Source organism: Streptomyces sp. enrichment culture (assembly GCF_964272855.1).
Taxonomy (GTDB): domain Bacteria; phylum Actinomycetota; class Actinomycetes; order Streptomycetales; family Streptomycetaceae; genus Streptomyces.
Map to the genome: position 1 here is coordinate 3,462,287 of NZ_OZ186847.1, position 17,855 is coordinate 3,480,141.

17 protein-coding genes and 1 riboswitch are annotated in these 17,855 nt (G+C 71.7%); of the genes, 8 read left to right on the forward strand and 9 right to left on the reverse strand.

The window, feature by feature from the left end:
* Nucleotides 1-21 precede the first annotated feature (21 nt).
* Both pcrA and ACSU6L_RS14665 read right to left on the reverse strand, forming a co-directional pair.
* Complete coding sequence (pcrA, locus tag ACSU6L_RS14660; RefSeq protein ID WP_437057059.1) at nt 22-2,499, reverse strand: DNA helicase PcrA; 2,478 nt, start codon at nt 2,497-2,499, stop codon at nt 22-24.
* Nucleotides 2,500-2,552: 53 nt separating this feature from the next.
* On the reverse strand, nt 2,553-2,684 hold the full coding sequence (locus ACSU6L_RS14665; RefSeq protein WP_437057061.1) for a hypothetical protein: 132 nt from the start codon (nt 2,682-2,684) through the stop codon (nt 2,553-2,555).
* Between the two features lie 105 nt (nt 2,685-2,789).
* A riboswitch (cyclic di-AMP (ydaO/yuaA leader) is annotated at nt 2,790-2,959 on the forward strand.
* Nucleotides 2,960-2,966: 7 nt separating this feature from the next.
* On the opposite strand from ACSU6L_RS14665, the gene ACSU6L_RS14670 reads away from it, so the two are divergent.
* Nucleotides 2,967-4,160 carry an NlpC/P60 family protein gene (locus ACSU6L_RS14670; RefSeq protein WP_437057063.1) on the forward strand — a complete coding sequence of 398 codons (1,194 nt, stop codon included), beginning with the start codon at nt 2,967-2,969 and terminating at the stop codon, nt 4,158-4,160.
* Between the two features lie 104 nt (nt 4,161-4,264).
* Entirely contained in the window at nt 4,265-5,275 is a 1,011-nt protein-coding gene (locus tag ACSU6L_RS14675; RefSeq protein ID WP_437057064.1) for a tellurite resistance/C4-dicarboxylate transporter family protein, read from the forward strand.
* On the opposite strand, the gene ACSU6L_RS14680 is transcribed toward ACSU6L_RS14675, so the two are convergent.
* Nucleotides 5,253-5,606 carry a hypothetical protein gene (locus ACSU6L_RS14680; protein WP_073940463.1) on the reverse strand — a complete coding sequence of 118 codons (354 nt, stop codon included), beginning with the start codon at nt 5,604-5,606 and terminating at the stop codon, nt 5,253-5,255. The two genes, ACSU6L_RS14675 and ACSU6L_RS14680, sit on opposite strands and share 23 nt — an antisense overlap.
* A gap of 460 nt (nt 5,607-6,066) precedes the next feature.
* On the opposite strand from ACSU6L_RS14680, the gene ACSU6L_RS14685 reads away from it, so the two are divergent.
* Both ACSU6L_RS14685 and ACSU6L_RS14690 read left to right on the forward strand, forming a co-directional pair.
* The gene (locus tag ACSU6L_RS14685; protein ID WP_437057067.1) at nt 6,067-7,134 is read left to right on the forward strand and encodes an NlpC/P60 family protein; all 1,068 of its coding nucleotides are present in this window, start codon (nt 6,067-6,069) and stop codon (nt 7,132-7,134) included.
* A 120-nt stretch (nt 7,135-7,254) separates the two neighbouring features.
* A complete protein-coding gene (locus tag ACSU6L_RS14690; protein WP_437057069.1) occupies nt 7,255-7,884 on the forward strand; it encodes a hypothetical protein in 630 nt (209 codons plus the stop codon).
* A 76-nt stretch (nt 7,885-7,960) separates the two neighbouring features.
* Here the strand turns inward: ACSU6L_RS14690 and ACSU6L_RS14695 are convergent, their stop codons facing one another.
* Together ACSU6L_RS14695 and ACSU6L_RS14700 are read right to left on the reverse strand one after the other, a co-directional pair.
* Entirely contained in the window at nt 7,961-8,707 is a 747-nt protein-coding gene (locus ACSU6L_RS14695) for a LuxR C-terminal-related transcriptional regulator (RefSeq protein ID WP_437057071.1), read from the reverse strand.
* The gene (locus tag ACSU6L_RS14700; protein ID WP_437057073.1) at nt 8,704-10,038 is read right to left on the reverse strand and encodes an ATP-binding protein; all 1,335 of its coding nucleotides are present in this window, start codon (nt 10,036-10,038) and stop codon (nt 8,704-8,706) included. The genes ACSU6L_RS14695 and ACSU6L_RS14700 overlap by 4 nt, the downstream gene beginning before the upstream one ends.
* A 143-nt stretch (nt 10,039-10,181) precedes the next feature.
* Between ACSU6L_RS14700 and ACSU6L_RS14705 the strand changes: the two genes are divergently transcribed.
* Both ACSU6L_RS14705 and ACSU6L_RS14710 read left to right on the forward strand, forming a co-directional pair.
* Entirely contained in the window at nt 10,182-11,666 is a 1,485-nt protein-coding gene (locus ACSU6L_RS14705) for a PspC domain-containing protein (protein ID WP_437057075.1), read from the forward strand.
* Entirely contained in the window at nt 11,653-11,892 is a 240-nt protein-coding gene (locus ACSU6L_RS14710) for a hypothetical protein (protein ID WP_437057077.1), read from the forward strand. The genes ACSU6L_RS14705 and ACSU6L_RS14710 overlap by 14 nt, the downstream gene beginning before the upstream one ends.
* A 57-nt stretch (nt 11,893-11,949) precedes the next feature.
* Here ACSU6L_RS14710 and ACSU6L_RS14715 read toward each other — a convergent pair whose 3' ends face one another.
* From ACSU6L_RS14715 to ACSU6L_RS14725, 3 genes are all read right to left on the reverse strand, one after another.
* Nucleotides 11,950-12,486: a DoxX family protein gene (locus ACSU6L_RS14715; RefSeq protein WP_437057079.1), complete on the reverse strand. Its 537-nt coding sequence runs from the start codon at nt 12,484-12,486 to the stop codon at nt 11,950-11,952.
* A gap of 189 nt (nt 12,487-12,675) precedes the next feature.
* Nucleotides 12,676-13,965 (reverse strand): hypothetical protein, encoded by a 1,290-nt coding sequence (locus ACSU6L_RS14720; RefSeq protein ID WP_437057080.1) that lies wholly within the window; start codon nt 13,963-13,965, stop codon nt 12,676-12,678.
* Nucleotides 13,966-14,163: 198 nt separating this feature from the next.
* The gene (locus ACSU6L_RS14725) at nt 14,164-14,967 is read right to left on the reverse strand and encodes a class II aldolase/adducin family protein (protein WP_437057082.1); all 804 of its coding nucleotides are present in this window, start codon (nt 14,965-14,967) and stop codon (nt 14,164-14,166) included.
* A 148-nt stretch (nt 14,968-15,115) separates the two neighbouring features.
* Between ACSU6L_RS14725 and ACSU6L_RS14730 the strand changes: the two genes are divergently transcribed.
* Entirely contained in the window at nt 15,116-15,601 is a 486-nt protein-coding gene (locus tag ACSU6L_RS14730; RefSeq protein ID WP_437057084.1) for a pyridoxamine 5'-phosphate oxidase family protein, read from the forward strand.
* A 20-nt stretch (nt 15,602-15,621) separates the two neighbouring features.
* On the opposite strand, the gene guaA is transcribed toward ACSU6L_RS14730, so the two are convergent.
* Entirely contained in the window at nt 15,622-17,202 is a 1,581-nt protein-coding gene (gene guaA, locus ACSU6L_RS14735; protein WP_437057086.1) for a glutamine-hydrolyzing GMP synthase, read from the reverse strand.
* Between the two features lie 264 nt (nt 17,203-17,466).
* On the opposite strand from guaA, the gene ACSU6L_RS14740 reads away from it, so the two are divergent.
* Nucleotides 17,467-17,787 (forward strand): chorismate mutase, encoded by a 321-nt coding sequence (locus ACSU6L_RS14740; RefSeq protein WP_437064898.1) that lies wholly within the window; start codon nt 17,467-17,469, stop codon nt 17,785-17,787.
* The last annotated feature ends 68 nt before the right edge of the window (nt 17,788-17,855 follow it).

Here is a 17,855-nt window from a genome sequence, read left to right on the forward strand (position 1 = left end):
TCCGGCGGGGGCTCTCTCACGTCAGAGCTTCTCCACCGGCGCGTAACGCAGCAGCAGGCGCTTGGGCTTGGCGTCGCCGAAGTCGATCGTCGCCTCGGCGTTGGCGCCGGTGCCCTTGACCGCGACCACCGTGCCGAGCCCGAACTGGTCGTGCGTGACCCGGTCGCCGACGGACAGCGACACCACCGACTTCTCCGCGGTCCGGCTGGTGGCGAACCCGGAGGCGCCGGACGCCGACGAGCGCGAGCGGGACGACGACAGCGAGGCCGCCACACCGGAGACCGGGCCCGCCGGAGCCGCGACGGCCCCGGTGCGCTTCCAGTCGACATACGTGGGCGGGATCTCCTCCAGGAAGCGGGACGGCGGGTTGTACTGCGGCTGGCCCCAGGCGCTGCGCATCGACGACCGCGTCAGATACAGCCGTTCCCGCGCGCGCGTGATGCCGACGTACGCCAGCCGGCGCTCCTCCTCCAGCTCCTTGGTCTGGCCGAGGGCGCGCATGTGCGGGAAGACGCCGTCCTCCATGCCGGTGAGGAAGACGACCGGGAACTCCAGGCCCTTGGCGGTGTGCAGGGTCATCAGGGTGATGACGCCGTCGCCGTCCTCCTCGTCGGGGATCTGGTCGGAGTCGGCGACCAGCGCGACCTGCTCCAGAAAGTCGGCCAGCGTGCCCGTCTCGCCTTCGGCGCGCTCCTGCTCGAACTCCAGGGCGACGGCGGCGAGTTCCTGGAGGTTCTCGATCCGGGTCTCGTCCTGCGGGTCGGTCGAGGCCTGCAGTTCGGCGAGGTAGCCGGTGCGTTCGAGCACCGCCTCCAGGATCGTCGCCGGGCCCGCGCCGGACTCGACGATCGTGCGCAGCTCCTCCATGAGCGCGTTGAACCGCTTGACCGCGTTCGTGGACCGCGCGGCCATGCCGTACGCCTCGTCGACGCGGCGCAGCGCCTGCGGGAAGCTGATCTTCTCGCGCTGGGAGAGCGCGTCGATCATCGCCTCGGCGCGGTCGCCGATGCCGCGCTTGGGCACGTTCAGGATGCGGCGCAGCGGCACCGAGTCCTCGGGGTTGGCCAGGACACGCAGGTAGGCCAGGACGTCCCGGACCTCCTTGCGCTCGTAGAAGCGGACACCGCCGACGACCTTGTAGGGCAGGCCGACGCGGATGAAGACCTCTTCGAAGACACGGGACTGGGCGTTGGTGCGGTAGAAGACGGCGACGTCACCGGCCTTCGCGTCGCCCGCGTCGGTCAGGCGGTCTATCTCGTCGGCGACGAACTGGGCCTCGTCGTGCTCGGTGTCGGCGACGTAGCCGGTGATCCGGGCGCCCTGGCCGGCGTTGGTCCACAGGTTCTTGGGGCGGCGGGACTCGTTGCGCTCGATGACCGCGTTGGCCGCGGAGAGGATCGTCTGGGTGGAGCGGTAGTTCTGCTCCAGCAGGATCGTCGTCGCGTCCGGGTAGTCCTCCTCGAACTGGAGGATGTTGCGGATCGTCGCGCCGCGGAAGGCGTAGATCGACTGGTCGGCGTCACCCACGACGCACAGCTCGGCGGGCGGGATGTCGCCCTCGCTCGGCGGGACGTCCTCATCGTACGTGCCGGTGCCGACCAGCTCGCGGACGAGGGCGTACTGCGCGTGGTTGGTGTCCTGGTACTCGTCGACCAGGACGTGGCGGAAGCGGCGGCGGTAGTGCTCGGCCACGTCCGGGAAGGCGCGCAGCAGGTTGACCGTCGTCATGATCAGGTCGTCGAAGTCCAGGGCGTTCGCCTCGCGCAGCCGCGATTGGTACAGGGCGTAGGCCTGGGCGAGGGTCTTCTCGAAGCCGTCGGAGGCCTGGGCGGCGAAGTCCTCCTCGTCGATCAGCTCGTTCTTGAGGTTGCTGATCTTGGCGCTGAACGACTTGGGCGGGAAGCGCTTGGGGTCCAGGTCCAGATCACGGCAGACCAGGGCCATCAGGCGCTTGGAGTCGGCGGCGTCGTAGATCGAGAAGGAGGAGGTGAAGCCGAGCCTCTTGCTCTCGCGGCGCAGGATGCGCACGCACGCGCTGTGGAAGGTCATCACCCACATCGCGTTCGCGCGCGGGCCCACCAACTGCTCGACGCGCTCCTTCATCTCGCCCGCGGCCTTGTTGGTGAAGGTGATCGCGAGGATCTGGCCCGGGTGGACGCCCCGCTCGCCCAGCAGGTGGGCGATGCGGTGGGTGAGCACGCGGGTCTTGCCGGAGCCGGCGCCGGCCACGATGAGCAGCGGGGAGCCGGAGTGGACGACGGCGGCGCGCTGGTTCTCGTTCAGCCCTTCCAGGAGCGCGGCGGAGTCCACGGCGGGGCGGGGGGCGCCGTCGCGGTAGTACTCGTCCCGGTCCGGGGGCACGTCGAACTTCCCGCCGAACAGATCGTCCGGGATCGGCTCCGGTACGTGATCGTCCTCGGGCGGCGGCGGGGGTTCCTCCGCGTGGGCCCGCGGGGCCTGGAGGTCCGCCAGGAAGCTGTCGTCAAAGAGGCTGCTCATCGCTCTCCGAGTCTAGGGCGCCCCACTGACAACCGAGGGCCGCCCGCAGAACATCACAGCCGCCGCGGTCCGGCGGTCACCGGGGAACCGGGCGCGTCACGCACCGCGTCCACCCGGCTACCGCGCAGGTCGGACACGGGGTGCTCAGGCTCGGCGACGGCGAGCGACACCTTTCGGAAGGTCACGGAAATGTATCGGGCATATCACCCACCAACCTTCACAGCAGCCACACGAGTTGGCTACCGTGCCGGGCAGGCCGTACGACCCCCACCGGCGAACCTCGCCGGGCCGCGCGGCCTCCGCCGAGTCCGGCGCGCCCGTACGGCGACCGGAGCCGGGGACCCAACCGACTCTGGGGTGAATCGGCCCCTCCCTTTCAGGGAGGAGCCGTAGGGCAACCCTTCCGAACGACCCGCCCGAACCCGACAGCTAACCCGGTAGGCGGCCGATGGAAGGAGTCGCCTCCCTTGGCGTCGCACCGCAAGTCGCGTCCCACCCCGCGCGTGGCCGGCATACGCACCCCCGCCCTCGCCACCGCGGCCCTCACCTCCGTGGCCCTGCTCTCGCAGACCGCCGGCGCCACCCCCTCGGCCGACGACAAGCCGAGCCTGGAGGAGGTCGAGAAGAAGGTCGACGATCTCTACCGCCAGGCGGAGTCGGCGACCGAGAAGTACAACGCGGTCAAGGAGAAGACCACCAAGCAGCGCAAGCGCGTCGACGCCCTCCTGGACGACGTCGCCAAGCGGACCCAGAAGCTCAACGAGGCACGTGAGGAGCTGGGGTCGTACGCCGCCGCGCAGTACCGCACCGGGTCCGCCGTGCCGGACACCGCGACCTTCCTGCTCGCGGACTCCCCGCAGGACTACTTCGACCAGAACCAGCTGATGGGCCGGCTGACCAGCCGGCAGAAGGACGCGGTCGACGACTACTTCGACCAGCAGGCCGAGACGATGGAGAAGCGTCGCGAGGCCGGCGAGAGCCTCCAGACGCTCACCGAGTCGCAGACCGACCTCAGGACGGCCAAGGCGACCGTCCAGAAGAAGCTCGCCGACGCGCGGGAACTGCTGTCGCAGCTGACCGCCGAGGAGAAGGCGCGGCTCGCGGCGATCGAGAAGCGCAAGCAGGAGGAGGCGGCCCGCAAGGCCGCGGAGCTGGCCCGTCAGCAGCAGGCGGCGGAGGAGCAGCGGCGGCAGCAGGAGGCGGAGGAAGCGGCGGCCGCCCAGCAGGAGACCGCGCAGGAAGAGACCTCTCAGGCGGAGACCGGCACCGGCGACACTTCCACCTCGACCGACTCCACGTACGCGGCCAAGGCCGAGAAGGCGATCGCCTTCTCCCGCGCGCAGATCGGCAAGCCGTACGTCTGGGGGGCCACGGGTCCCGGCTCGTACGACTGCTCCGGCCTCACCCAGGCCGCCTGGAAGGCCGCCGGTGTCACCCTCCCCCGCACCACCTACGACCAGGTGAACGCCGGCACCACCGTCGCGATCGGCGCCGCCCAGCCCGGCGACCTGGTCTTCTTCTACGACGACGTCACCCACGTCGGCATCTACATCGGCAACGGGATGATGATCCACGCGCCGAAGCCCGGGGCGTACGTCCGGGAGGAGTCGATCTACTACGACGGCGAGTCGTCCATCCACAGCGTGGTGCGTCCGGCCTGACGCGAGCGCGGGTGCGCACCCGGTTGCACGCGCCCGCGTGCATTTCCCCGCGCCCGCGCGCGTGCCCCGCTCGCAGGGCGCGCAGGGCTCCATAGCATCGGGCCATGCCCGGCACCTCCCCCCTCCTCGACTGGTGGGCGCGGCGCGCGCCGGCGGCCGGGGCCGCCGTGATGGCGACCGGAATCGTCTCGGTCGGCCTCCACCTGGCGGGCCGCGAGGTCGTCTCCCGCGTCTTCCTGGTGGTGGCCGGCGCCGCCTGGCTGGCGCTGGCGGCGGAATTCCTCGTCCTCCTGCTGGGGCAGCGGAAGCAGTGGCTGATCCAGGCGGGCACACCGGCCGCGCTGACCGCCGTGGCGGCGACGACGGTGCTGGGAACCCGCTTCGCCGCGCTGGGCTGGACGCTTTCGGCGGGGGCGCTGCTGGCACTGGCCGCCGTACTGTGGCCGGTGCTGCTGGTGCTGAGCGTGAGACACTGGCGCAGGCGTATGCCGGGTTCGGTGTTCCTGGCGTGCGTGGCGACGCAGGGCCTGGCGGTGCTCGCGGCGACCCTCGCCGCGACGGAGTCTGCGGCCTGGCTCGCGCACACCGCTCTGGTGCTGTTCTGGCTGGGGATCGTGATCTACGGGCTCGCCCTGACCCGCTTCGATCCACGGCAGGTGATCGAGGGCGGCGGGGACCACTGGGTCGCGGGCGGGGCGCTCGCGATCTCGGCGCTGGCGGGCTCGAAGCTCATCGCCGCAGACGGCCCGGACCTCTCCCTGTGGAACGTCGACGACCGGGGCGTCCTGCACGACGTGACCCTCGCACTGCTCGTGCTGGATCTGTCCTGGTACGCCGTCCTGCTCACCGCCGAGATCGTCCGGCCCCGGCTGCTATACGACGTGCGCCGCTGGTCCACGGTGTTCCCGATGGGGATGACGGCGGCGGCGACGCTGTCCGTGGCATCCGCCGTCGGCGTCTCCTGGCTGGCGTGGCCGGGCGAGGTGCTGCTGTGGGTGACGGTGGCCGCCTGGCTGGCGGTCGCCGTCGGCGCGGCCGCGGCCGCCCGGGCCGCCGTACGGCCCCGGACGCCGCGGCAGGGCGCGGCGGGCCTCAGGTCCAGAGGACCGCGATGAAGACGTTCGCCGTCGTCAGCAGGCCCACCAGGCCGAACAGGCCCTTGTCCACCTTCTCGTCGTCCCGCTTCACGTAGACGAGGCCGAGGATGACGATCAGCAGGGCCAGCTTCACGCCGATCTTGATGTTGTTCACCGTCTGGTCGTCGGCCTGGTTGAGACCGACCAGGATCACGCCGGTGACCAGCATCGTCAGCGCGCCGTGCAGCATCGCCGGGACGAAGCGGGCGGTGCCCTGGCCCATCGCCTTCATCTGGGTGAGGAAGCCGCCGAGGAGCGAGGCGATGCCGATGATGTGCAGGCCGACGAAGAGATGGATGAGTACGTCCATGAGGCCGGAGCCTAACGAGGCGGTCACCGGTCGCCCGACACCGCCCCGGCGCCGGGACGCCCGAAGGCACCCGGGCACGGGAGGCCGGCACCGGTGGATACGCGGCTGTCACGAGTGGACGAGTGGATATATGCGGCGCATAGCATCCCGCCCCTCACGCGGCTCACAGAATCGTCACTTCGGTCAGGTCCCCACGTGCCATCGACGCTTTCGCGACGAGATCGCGGTCGCATCCGGTCGTCCGGCGGCCCGCTCCCGTCACTTCCGCACATCCCGTTACCGTCCCGATACAGCCGGGCCTAGCGTCCTCCACCAGGCGTCCGGCTCCCCACCGCCGCCCGGGCCAGGGGCGGCAGCCGGACGTCTCCGCCGAGAAGGCCCGGCGGCGGTCCCGCTCCCGTGTGCGGGACCACCGCCGGACCGCGCGGATCCCCGGTCATGGAAAGGACGTGCAGTCCACGTGGCAGCGCACCGCAAGCCCCGGAAGCGCCTGGCCGGCGGCCACAGGGCCCGTACGGCGGCGACCATCGCGCTGGCGGGCGCGGCCACCGCGACGGCCTTCGACGGGACCGGGCACGCCGAGCCGGAGCTGACGCCGGCGCAGGTCAAGGCCAAGGTGGAGAAGCTGTACCAGGAGGCCGAGGTGGCCACCGAGAAGTACAACGGCGTCAAGGAGAAGGCGGAGGCGGCCCGTCGGCGGCTGTCCAGCCTGCAGGACCAGGCGGCCCGCAGGGCGGAACGGCTCAACGCGGAACGGGACAGCCTCGGTTCCATCGCCGCGGCACAGTACCGCCGCGGCGCCCTCTCCCCCGCACTGCAACTGGCGCTCTCCGACGACCCCGACCGGTACCTCGACGGCGCCTCGCTCGCCGAACGGGCCGAGCACCGGCAGACCACCACCGTCTCCAGCGTCCGCGAACAACTACGGGAACTGGAGCAGTTGCGCGGTGCCGCCCGCGTCGAGGTGGCCTCGCTGGCCTCGCGTCAGGCGGAACTGGAGCGGCACAAGAAGACGGTCACTGGCAAGCTGGACGCCGCCCGCCGGCTCCTGTCCCGGCTCACGGCCGAGGAGCGGGCACGGTTCGCGCAGGACGGCACCGGCACCGACCGCGCCTCACGGGACGCGACGGCGGCCCGGGACGGCCTGACGGCCCCGGGCGGGGCGGTCACGGCACCCGGCTCCCGTGCGGCGTCGGCTGTCTCCTACGCCTACTCCAAGCTCGGCAGCCCCTACGTCTGGGGCGCCACCGGCCCCGACGCCTTCGACTGCTCGGGACTGGTCCAGGCCGCCTACCGCTCCGCCGGCGTCAGCCTGCCCCGCACGACCTACGCCCAGATCGGCGCCGGCCGCCGTGTCACCCGCTCCGAACTCCTCCCCGGTGACCTGGTGTTCTTCTACTCCGGCATCAGCCACGTCGGCATCTACGTCGGCAACGGGCAGATGGTCCACGCCCCCAACCCCTCGGCTCCCGTACGGGTGGCACCGATCGACGAGATGCCGTTCGCGGGCGCCACGCGCGTCGTGTGAACACGCCACACGGGATCGACACGGGCATGGCATGAGCACGGCGGCACGGTAGCGTCGGGCGCCGAGGCGGTGTGCGCCGCTTCCCACGTCCACGCAGTCCCCGTCCGCCGGAAGGTCCCGATGCCCCGCTCCCCGTTGCCTCCGCCTCCGCCGCCGCCCCACATCCGGACCTGGCCGGACCGGGCGGCGCTGCTGGCCGACCGGGGGAGAGCGCTGGAGGACCTGCGGCGGCGCAGCCTCGGGGTGCACCGGGTCCTGCTGCTGTGGCTGCTGGCAGTCGCGGCGATCATCGGCTGGTCGCTGCTGGTACTGCCGCTCCAGCAGATCGAGGAGAAGGACCCTCTCGGCCTCATCCTCGGCCCGGTCTTCGCGTTCCTCGGCCTCGCCTCACTCGCCCCGTCCGTCATCGCGGTCGCCCTCGCCATCCGCCGTGACCGGCGGATACAGGAACTCATCGACGCCTGGCTGGCCTTGGACACCCACCCGCCGACCGACGCCCGCCTGCGCTCCCCCGGCCTCAGTCTCTTCTGGCTGCTCTCCTCCATGCTGATCTGCGCGATCGGCCTGTGGGCCTCCTTCGCGGCCGCGGCGGAGGCCGAACCCGGCCGGTCGGCCTACTACGACGCCGCCCTGGGCATGGGCATCGGCCTGATCCTCTGGGTGACGGGGCTGATCGGCGTGACGAAGGCCGTACGGCACTACCGGTGGGCTCTGCGAGCCGTGCCGGCGCCGCAGCCGGGGCACCGCTGAGCGGCTCCGGTCCCCGCACCGGCTCCGGCTCCGGCTCCGGCTCCGGCTCCGGCGATAGGCGCCGCCCCGGCGGCCGTCACACCAGCCGCCGCGCCGTCGCCCATCTCGTCAGCTCGTGCCGGTTGGAGAGCTGAAGCTTCCTGAGGACGGCGGAGACATGCGACTCGACCGTCTTCACGGAGATGAACAGCTGCTTGGCGATCTCCTTGTACGCGTACCCCCGGGCGATGAGCCGCAGCACCTCGCGCTCGCGCTGGGTGAGGCGGTCGAGGTCCTCGTCGACCGGCGGCGCGTCGGTGGAGGCGAACGCGTCGAGGACGAACCCGGCGAGACGCGGAGAGAAGACCGCGTCCCCTTCCTGGACCCGGAAGATCGAGTCGACGAGGTCCGAGCCCGTGATCGTCTTGGTGACGTAACCCCGCGCGCCGCCCCGGATCACCCCGATCACGTCCTCCGCCGCGTCCGAGACGGACAGGGCGAGGAAGCGGACCGGCCGCTCGGTGTCCCCCGTCAACGCAGCGCAGCGACGCAGCACTTCGACGCCGCCGCCACCGGGCAGATGCACGTCGAGCAGGACGACCTCGGGGCGGGTCGCGGTGATGACCGTGACCGCCTGGTCGACGTCCGCCGCCTCGCCGACGACCTCGACACCGGTCTGCTCGGTCTGGCCGATCTCGGCCTGGACGCCCGTACGGAACATCCGGTGGTCGTCGACCAGGACGACACGCACCCGACGCTCACCGGTGCTCTGGCCGGCCGACTCCGCGGGCTCGGCCGGTTCCGCCGCTCCCGCCGTCCCGTTCGCCTCGGTCGGGTCGCTCATGACGTCTTCTCCGCCCTCTCCATCTCCAGCTCGACCTCCGTGCCGCCACCGGGCACCGCCCGCAGCCGGGCCGTGCCGCCGTTGCGCTCCATGCGGCCGATGATTGATTCTCTAACGCCCATGCGGTCGGCGGGTATCGAGTCGAGGTCGAAGCCGGGGCCGCGGTCACGGACGGACACGAAGACCGTCCTGCCCTCGACTTCGGCGTAGACCTGGACGGCGCCGCCTTCGCCACCGTACTTGGCGGCGTTCACCATCGCCTCACGCGCGGCCTGCATCTGTGCGCCGGTGCCCTCGTCGAGCGGGCAGTCACCGACGACGACGACCTCTATGGGCACGCCGTGCTTGTCCTCGACCTCCGCCGCGTTGCGTCGCACCGCGTCGGCGAGCGTGGCGGGTTCGTCCGCCTCGTCCTTGCCGGTGCCCTCCGGTTTGTAGAGCCAGGTCCGCAGGTCGCGCTCCTGGGCACGGGCGAGGCGGCGCACCTCGCTCGCGTTCTCCGCGTTGCGCTGGATCAGCGTCAGGGTGTGCAGCACCGAGTCGTGCACGTGGGCGGCGACTTCGGCACGCTCCTGGGCGCGGATGCGCATCAGGCGTTCCTCGGAGAGGTCCTGCGTCATGCGCACCAGATACGGACCGGCGAGCAGCGTGATGCCCACGAGGACCGCGAGGGCCGCCTGCAGCACCGAGCCGAGGTGAGCGGCGGAGCCCTGCAGGACGAAGATGCCGGAGACGCCGGCCGTCACCAGCAGGACGCCGGCCCCGGCGCGCAGCAGGGTGAGCGTGCGCCGACGCCGCCCGACCTCGACCCAGCGGGCCCGGCGGGCGTTGTCCGCCTGGCGCCAGACGAGGGCGACACCGGCGCCGACGAGGACGGCGGGCAGCAGATAGGCCTTGGCTCCGCTGCCCAGGTTCACGCTGCTGACGAAGACCATGGCCACGACGACCATGAGCAGCAGCGCGACGATCTGGCCCCGGTCGGGTTTGCGTGTGACGCGTCTGCGGCGGCCGTCGGGCGAGGTCTCGGTGGTGACGAAGGACGGCGGCTTCTCCGCGTCGACGCCTCCGACGCCGAGCGGCACGAAGAACCAGAACGCGGCATACAGCAGCGCGCCGAGGCCGTTGGCCATGAACAGGCCGACGAAGACCAGCCGCACCCAGATCACGGGCAGCCCGAGATGTCCGGCGAGCCCCCGCGCCACGCCACCGAGCCAGCGTCCGTCACTGCTGCGGTAGAGCTTGCGCGGCGGCCGCGGTTCGACGAGTGGCGCTGCTGTGGGCGCGGCTTCCGGCATGCCATCGATGGTCACACGCCGGGCGGCCTCGGGCATCAGGGTCGCCCCCCGAAACTCCCCTGATCTCCGAGCGAACGTCCCGGCGCCCGGAGCCCTCGCACCGTGTCAGGGGCGATATCAGGGTCGGGCCAGGGTCGTTCCGACTGCCGCCGGCGCGGCTCAGCGGTCACCATGGACACATGACTGATCACCAGCACGCCGCGGACACCGGGCCCGACACGGGCTCCGCGTCCGACCCGGCGACCACGGCCTCCGCCGCTGCAGAATCGCGCGCGCACGAGCGCGCGGGCACGCAGGGGCGGGCGGGCGCGCGCGATCAAGGGGACGCGTCGGCGGGGCTGGGCAAGGACGGACAGCCGGGCACGGCCGACGCGCCGGCGGAGGCGCAGGCCGGCGACGGGCCGCTGAGCTTCCGGCGGGACCGGCGGCACAAGATGATCGCCGGTGTCTGTTCCGGGCTGGGACGGCAGTGCGACATGGATCCGGTGATCTTCCGGATCACGCTGGCGGTGCTGGCGGCCACCGGCGGCATCGGCCTCATCTTCTACGGCTTCGCCTGGCTCTTCGTCCCGTACGACGACGAGGAGGAGAACGAGGTCCGCAAACTGCTGACCGGCCGCGTCGACGGCCACGCCCTTGCGGCGGTGCTGTTCGCGCTGGTCGGCTGCGGCGTCTTCCTGTCGATGCTGAACAACGGCGGCGTGCTGACCTTCGCCGTCGTGCTCTCCCTGCTTCTCGCGGGCGCCGGTTACTGGTCGCAGCGGCGCGGTGCGCCCGACCCCGATCCGCTGGCGGCGCAGGCCGCCGCCGACGCCCCGCCGGAGGCGCAGGCCCCGCCGGTGCTCGCCGCGTACTCGTGGTGGCGCGACCCCATCGTCAAGGACGGCACCCATGTCGGCGGCACGGGCTATCTGTGGGGTCCTCGGGACTCCCGGGAGCAGGACATCGCGGCGACCGTGGGCCTCGACCTCGACGACTACCCGCACGGCCGCGACACCGGCCGCACCCGCGGGCCGGCGCCGAAGCCGCGCGGTCCCCGCTGGATCGGCGGCTGGGTCTTCCTCCTCGCGCTCGTCGCGGGTGGCCTGGGCACCGGCCTGACGTGGGACGAGCATCCGCTCGGCACCAGCCTGCAGACCGGTCTGTCCTGTGCGCTCGCCGTCTTCGGTCTCGGCATCGCGCTCAGCGCGTTCCTGGGCCGGACCGGGGCGGGTTCGGTGTTCATGGCGGTGGTCACGGCCGCGCTGCTCGCCGGTTCGGCGGCGCTGCCCAAGGACATCGGCACGGACTGGATACGGACGACGTGGCAACCGGCCGCGGTGGCGGACGTGCGGGACAAGTACCACGTGGGGACCGGCGTCGGCACCCTGGACCTGTCCCGGCTGGACCCGGCCGAGGGGCAGACGCTGGCAGCGGAGGCCGAGGTGGGCGTGGGGAAGCTGCGGGTGATCCTGCCGCCGGACGTGACGCTGAAGGCGGACATCGACGTGGGAGTGGGCGACATCCAGTTGCCGGGTGACAAGACCCAGGACGTCGACGTGGCGCCGGGCAAGTACAAGCAGGTGACGATCCCGCCGAAGGCGGGCGCCAAGGGCACCGGCACGATCGCTCTCGACCTCCGGGTCGGAGTGGGACAGGTGGAGGTGAGCCGTGCTGCGTCATGAGTTCCAGCCGGGGAGGCTCGTCGCGGGGATCTTCCTCGCCATTGCGGGTGTCACGTACGCCGGGGACGCGGGCGGCGCTTGGGAGACACCGTGGTTCGTGGTGATCCCCCTGGTCGTGGGCGGTCTCTTCCTGGCCGGCGCGACGGGCATACTCGGCAGAGCGATACGCCGCCGGGGCACGGCCCGGTCCCGCCCCGGCGAGGCCCGACCGGAGGCACGGGGCTGACGACGACGCCCCCACCGGACGGAAGCGGGGGTACGCCGTCGATCGCGGATGCGCCCGCTACCGGTCCCCGTCCGCCCACAGGCGTCGCCGTGTCCGCAGGGCCGCGTCCACGGACAGGTACGGCGCGCCGGCGAGGACGAGGGGTGTCCACGCCATGAGGTAGGCGAGGTCGTTGCCGTAGTAGTACGGGTCGGACGCCCAGCTCACGGTCAGCCACAGGGAGAGGGAGATCAGCGCGCCGCCGAGCGCGGCGAGGCGGGCGAAAAGCCCGAGGAGGGTGCCGATGCCGACGGCGAGTTCGCCGAGGGCGATGGCGTAGCCGAAGCCGACGGGATTCTTCAGGGCGAGGTCGACCAGGGCCGGGATGGCCGAGGAGTCGCGGACGGAGCGCATCAGGTCGCCGACCGAACCGGATCCGGCGCTCTGCATGAAGGCGCTGTCGGTGAGCTTGTCGAGGCCGGCGTAGATGAAGGTGACGCCGAGGAAGACGCGCAGGGGGAGCAGGGCGTAGTGGGTGGCGGTGTCCCGCACCCGCCGGGTGCCGCCGCCACCGTAGCGTGAGATGTGGGTGTCGGGACGAATACCCTGAGTCATCGCTGATAGCCGCCTCTCGCCCGCCGTGCCGTGACTCCTCATCAGACGATACGTACGCAGAAGAGGACTCTCTCACTCATGTTCCGGTCGGTTTTCAGGCATGTGGCCCGCTTCCGCTCCCGCGTCCGACGTATCCTGTCCAGTCCCCTTCGCCCCCTTGGCCTCCTTCATCACATCCGGCCCCGCCGTCTAGTCCGTCACCTCGATCACGTACGGGTTCGTCTCCACGCCCGCCGCCGTGACCACCTGGACGGTCACCCGGCCGGGTTCGACGTCGACCGGTACGGGCACGGTGAGCAGTGTGTCGGTGGGGTTGCTGAAGCCGCCGGCCACCGGTACGAGCGGCACATGGACGTGCACGGCCCCGATCCGTACCGCCATCCGCGACAGCCGCTCGGCACCCTGCGCGCCGAGCGGGACGAAACCGGCGCCGCGGATCTCGATGTCCTCGCCGGTGCGGATCGGCGCGTCCAGGTCGCCCGCCTCCCGGGCGCGCACGACGGAGAGGATCACCGGGCGGCCGCCCTCCGCGTACTTGCCGGCCAGGTAGGTCGCGGCGGAGACCAGGACGACCACCGCGAGCCCCCACGGGAGGTCGGGCAGCTGGTCCGGGCGGCGGGCCAGCCGGACCACGCCGAACACCAGGGCGACGGCGCTGATCACGACGTACTGCAGGTCGGCGAAGCTGCCCCGGCCCGCGTCGTCGGTGAGCAGGTCGGCCGGCCGGGGCCGGTCCGCGCGGACCTTCTGCAGCCGCTGGCCGAGCACCCGCAGCCCGACCACGCGCCGCACCAGCACGGCGATCGCGCAGACCACGGCGAGGACGGTCACCGCTCCGGCGCCCCGGGCGAGTTCGAGCCCGGCGATCAGCGCGTCACGCTCCTCGTGATCCGAGGCGGCCGCGAGCCGGCCGGCCAGGAAGAGCACCGCGTAGGCGACGAACAGCACCCACGCCGCGGCCACGGCCCGGGAGGTGGACAGCCGGTTGTCCTCACCGATCACCGGCGCCAGCGCTCCGCCGCGCGCCCGGTGGAAGAAGGACGCCGCCGTCAGCGCCCCGGCCGCGACCAGCGCGGCGAGCAGCCCGGCGGTGCGGGCCGCCGTCCAGCCGGCGCCGATCGCGGTCAGCGACTGCACCAGCAGCAACAGCAGGACCAGCGCCCACACCGTGATCGTCGTTCGCCGCCACAGCCGGGCCAGCCAGGCCGCGCCCTCGGCGCGCCCGCGTTCGGCGACGAGCTGGGCGGACTGGGTCAGCTCGTCCGAGATCCACTGCCTGGACGCCGAGGCCGAGTGCACCACCGCCGCCGGCAACCCCTGTCCGGCCGCGAACTCGTCGCGTCTGAGCAGGAACGCGGCGACGGCCCGCCGGTGTCCCTCGCGCGCCCCGTGCGGGCAGCCCCCGCAGGTACAGCCGCCCCCGTGGGGACCTCCGTACGCTCCCGGCTCCGCGCTCTGCCTCGCCTCCTGCACCGCCACGCCCGACGCCTGCCTTTCCCGGCCACCGCCTCGCGACGCCCGTCCGACGCCGCCGTACAACTCCCCTACGACGACAGCGAATTGTGCCGTACGACACGCCGTGTACGGGTCACAAGTCTGGTCAGGGCGAGTGAAATTCCGGTCGCCGTGTTGACCCGGCTGGGAGAATCCCGATATGGCCGAGAACGGGCAGGGGGGTCAGCTCAGCAGGTCGGGTTCGCTGCGGCTGATGTCCTGCCACAGGGGCTGGTAGTTGATCCAGGCCACGAGGTCGCCGCCGAGCTGCTCGCGGGTCGCCACCGCCGCCTTGTGGTCGATGAGCACCGGGCGGCCCGCCGCCTGCGCCGTCAGCTGCACCTGGCAGGACCGCTCCATCGACAGGAACCACCACGCGGCCGCGTCGACGGAGTCGCCGACGGTCAGCAGGCCGTGGTTGCGCAGGACGAGCGCCTTGCGGGAGCCGAGCGCGGAGGCGATGCGGCGGCCTTCCTCGGTGTCGACGTTGACGCCGGTGTAGGAGTCGTAGAGGCCGTGGTCCTCGTAGAAGGCGCAGCTCTCCTGGGTGATGGGGTCCAGCAGGTCGCCGAGGGCCGACAGGGCGCGGCCGTGCACGGAGTGGCAGTGGGCGACGGCGACGACGTCCGGGCGGGCGGCGTGGACCTGGGCGTGGACGGTGAAGGCGGCCTGGTTGACGTGGTAACGGCCCTGGACGACCTGTCCGTCGGCGTTGGCCAGCACCAGGTCGCTGACGGTGACGTGCTTGAACGGCATGCCGAAGGGGTTGACCCAGAAGCAGTCGGTGAATTCCGGGTCGCGTGCGGTGATGTGCCCGGAGACGCCGTCCTCGAAGCCGAGCCGCCCGAAGATCCGCAGGGCGCCGGCCAGCCGTTCCCTGCGGTGCCGGCGTTCGTCCTCGACGCTCTCGTGCATGGGCGGCATCGCGAACTGCAGCCGGTCGGTGGGCAGGGGCGGGGGCGGAGTGGGCCGGGGCGTCCCGTGCATACGTCCTCCAGCGCTGGGTGTTTGCCGGGTTGCGGTACGAGGCGGAAGTTACCCCCGGTCAGCCCGAGTGAACAGCTCTCGTCCGACACCTGCGGCACCGGACGGATATCGGACAGAAGGTGTCGGGTTTCGCCGTCACACTCGTCGTATGGCAGAGACCACGGAATCGAACTGGGCGGCCTTCTCCGCGGCGGAACCGGAGCTGGCGGCGACCGTCGAGGCGCGCTTCGGCGCGTTCACCCATCACGTCCTCGCGACGCTCCGCAAGGACGGCTCGCCCCGGACGACCGGGCTGGAGGTGCGCTTTCTCGGCGGTGAGCTGTGGTTCGGCATGATGCCGGACTCGCTGAAGGCGCTCGACCTGCGCCGCGACCCGCGGTTCGCGCTCCAGGCGAACCCCGGGGAGGGCACCGGGATGGGCGGCGGGGACGTCCGGATCAGCGGGCGGGCGGTCGAGGTGGACGATCCGGAGGTGAAGGCCGCGTACACGAAAGAGGTGGAACCGCCGGAGCCGTTCCACCTCTTCCGCACCGAGCTGACGGAGGTCACACGGACCTGCGTGGAGGACGACGAGTACCTCGTCCTCCAGGTCTGGAAGCCCGGCGCTCCCCTGCGCACGGTCAAGCGCACGTAGGGGTCAAGCGCACGCGGGAGTCACTCCCACTCGATCGTCCCCGGCGGCTTGGAGGTGACGTCGAGGACGACCCGGTTGACGTCCCGGACCTCGTTGGTGATCCGGGTGGAGATCCGGGCGAGGACGTCGTAGGGCAGCCGCGACCAGTCGGCGGTCATGGCGTCCTCGGAGGAGACGGGGCGCAGCACGATCGGGTGGCCGTAGGTGCGGCCGTCGCCCTGGACGCCGACGCTGCGGACGTCCGCGAGCAGGACGACCGGGCACTGCCAGATGTCCCGGTCGAGGCCGGCCGCGGTCAGCTCCTCGCGGGCGATGGCGTCGGCCTCGCGGAGCAGGTCCAGGCGCTCCTTGGTGACCTCGCCGACGATCCGGATGCCGAGGCCGGGACCCGGGAACGGCTGGCGCTGGACGATCTCCTCCGGCAGGCCCAGCTCCTGGCCGACCATCCGGACCTCGTCCTTGAACAGCTTGCGCAGCGGCTCGATCAGCTTGAACTCGAGGTCCTCCGGCAGACCGCCCACGTTGTGGTGGGACTTGATGTTGGCGGTGCCGGTGCCGCCGCCGGACTCGACGACGTCGGGGTACAGGGTGCCCTGGACCAGGAACTCGACGGCCGGGCCCTCGTCCGCGATGATCTCGGCCTGCGCCTGCTCGAAGACGCGGATGAACTCGCGGCCGATGATCTTGCGCTTCTCCTCGGGGTCGCTGACCCCGGCGAGCGCCTTCAGGAACCGCTCCTCCGCGTCGACGACCTTCAGCTGGACGCCGGTCGCGGCCACGAAGTCCTTCTCGACCTGCTCGGTCTCGCCCTTGCGCATCAGGCCGTGGTCGACGTAGACGCAGGTGAGCTGGGAGCCGATGGCCTTCTGGACCAGGGCGGCGGCGACGGCGGAGTCCACACCGCCGGACAGGCCGCAGATGGCCCGTTTGTCACCGACCAGCTCGCGGATCGCCTCGACCTGCTCCTCGATGACGTTGCCGGTCGTCCAGTTCGGCTCCAGGCCGGCGCCGCGGTACAGGAAGTGCTCCAGGACCTGCTGGCCGTGCGTGGAGTGCATGACCTCGGGGTGGTACTGGACGCCGTAGAGCTTCTTCTCGTCGTTCTCGAAGGCGGCGACCGGGACGACGTCCGTGGACGCCGTGACGGAGAAGCCCTCGGGGGCGGCGGAGCAGGCGTCGCCGTGCGACATCCACACGTCCTGCTCGGCCGGGGTGCCCTCGAAGAGGGTGGACGACGAGCGGGAGACGTGCAGGTCGGTGCGGCCGTACTCGCGGGCGCCGGTGTTGTCGACGGTGCCGCCGAGGGTCTGCGCCATCAGCTGGAAGCCGTAGCACATGCCGAAGACGGGGACGCCGGCCTCGAAGAGTGCGCGGTCGAGCCGGGGGGCGCCCTCCTCGTACACCGACGAGGGGCCGCCGGAGAGGATGATCGCCGCCGGGTTCTTGGCGAGCATCTCGTCGACCGGCATGGTGCTCGGCACGATCTCGCTGTAGACCCGGGCCTCGCGGACTCGACGGGCGATGAGCTGTGCGTACTGCGCGCCGAAGTCGACGACCAGAACGGTGTCGGGGGCGGCGGCAGCGGGGGTCGCTGGTGACACGGGTTGCCTTCCGGCGGCTTGACAAGGGCTGTGTGTCCGATTCTACCGGGGTGGCGGCGGACGACTCTCGTCTCAGGATACGAACCGGGTTGGCGCTCACGGAGGGCCACGGCATACTGACCCCATGCTCACGCACTCGACCTTCCTCTTTACCTATGGCATCCGGCCCGCCGGCTGCCATGGTCGTGCTGCTTGAGCAACTGACAAGCGACTTCCCAGGCGCCCCGGGCCGACAAGGCCCGGGGCGCCTGTCGTTTCCGGGTCCTGCCGCTCCGGGGCACCCCTTCCCCCAAGGAGCTCCACATGACCGCCCTCGACGTCACCGGTGCCCGTACCTCCGAGGCCGCCGACGTGATCAGCGGCGCCCGCGAGCGCATCGACGCGCTCGACGACCGGATCATCGGGCTGATCCAGGAACGGATGGCCGTCTCGGCCGTCATCCAGGAGGCCCGCATCACCTCCGGCGGCCGCCGGGTGAACCTCTCCCGCGAGATGGAGATCCTGGACCGCTTCCGGCGGGAGCTGGGCAAGCCCGGCACCGCCCTCGCGATGACGCTGCTGGAGCTCTGCCGCGGCAAGATCTGACAGGGAAGTCCACGTTCCTTGTACGTACGTACGCATCACCTCTCACCCGTACGGCGCGTGACCGGCAC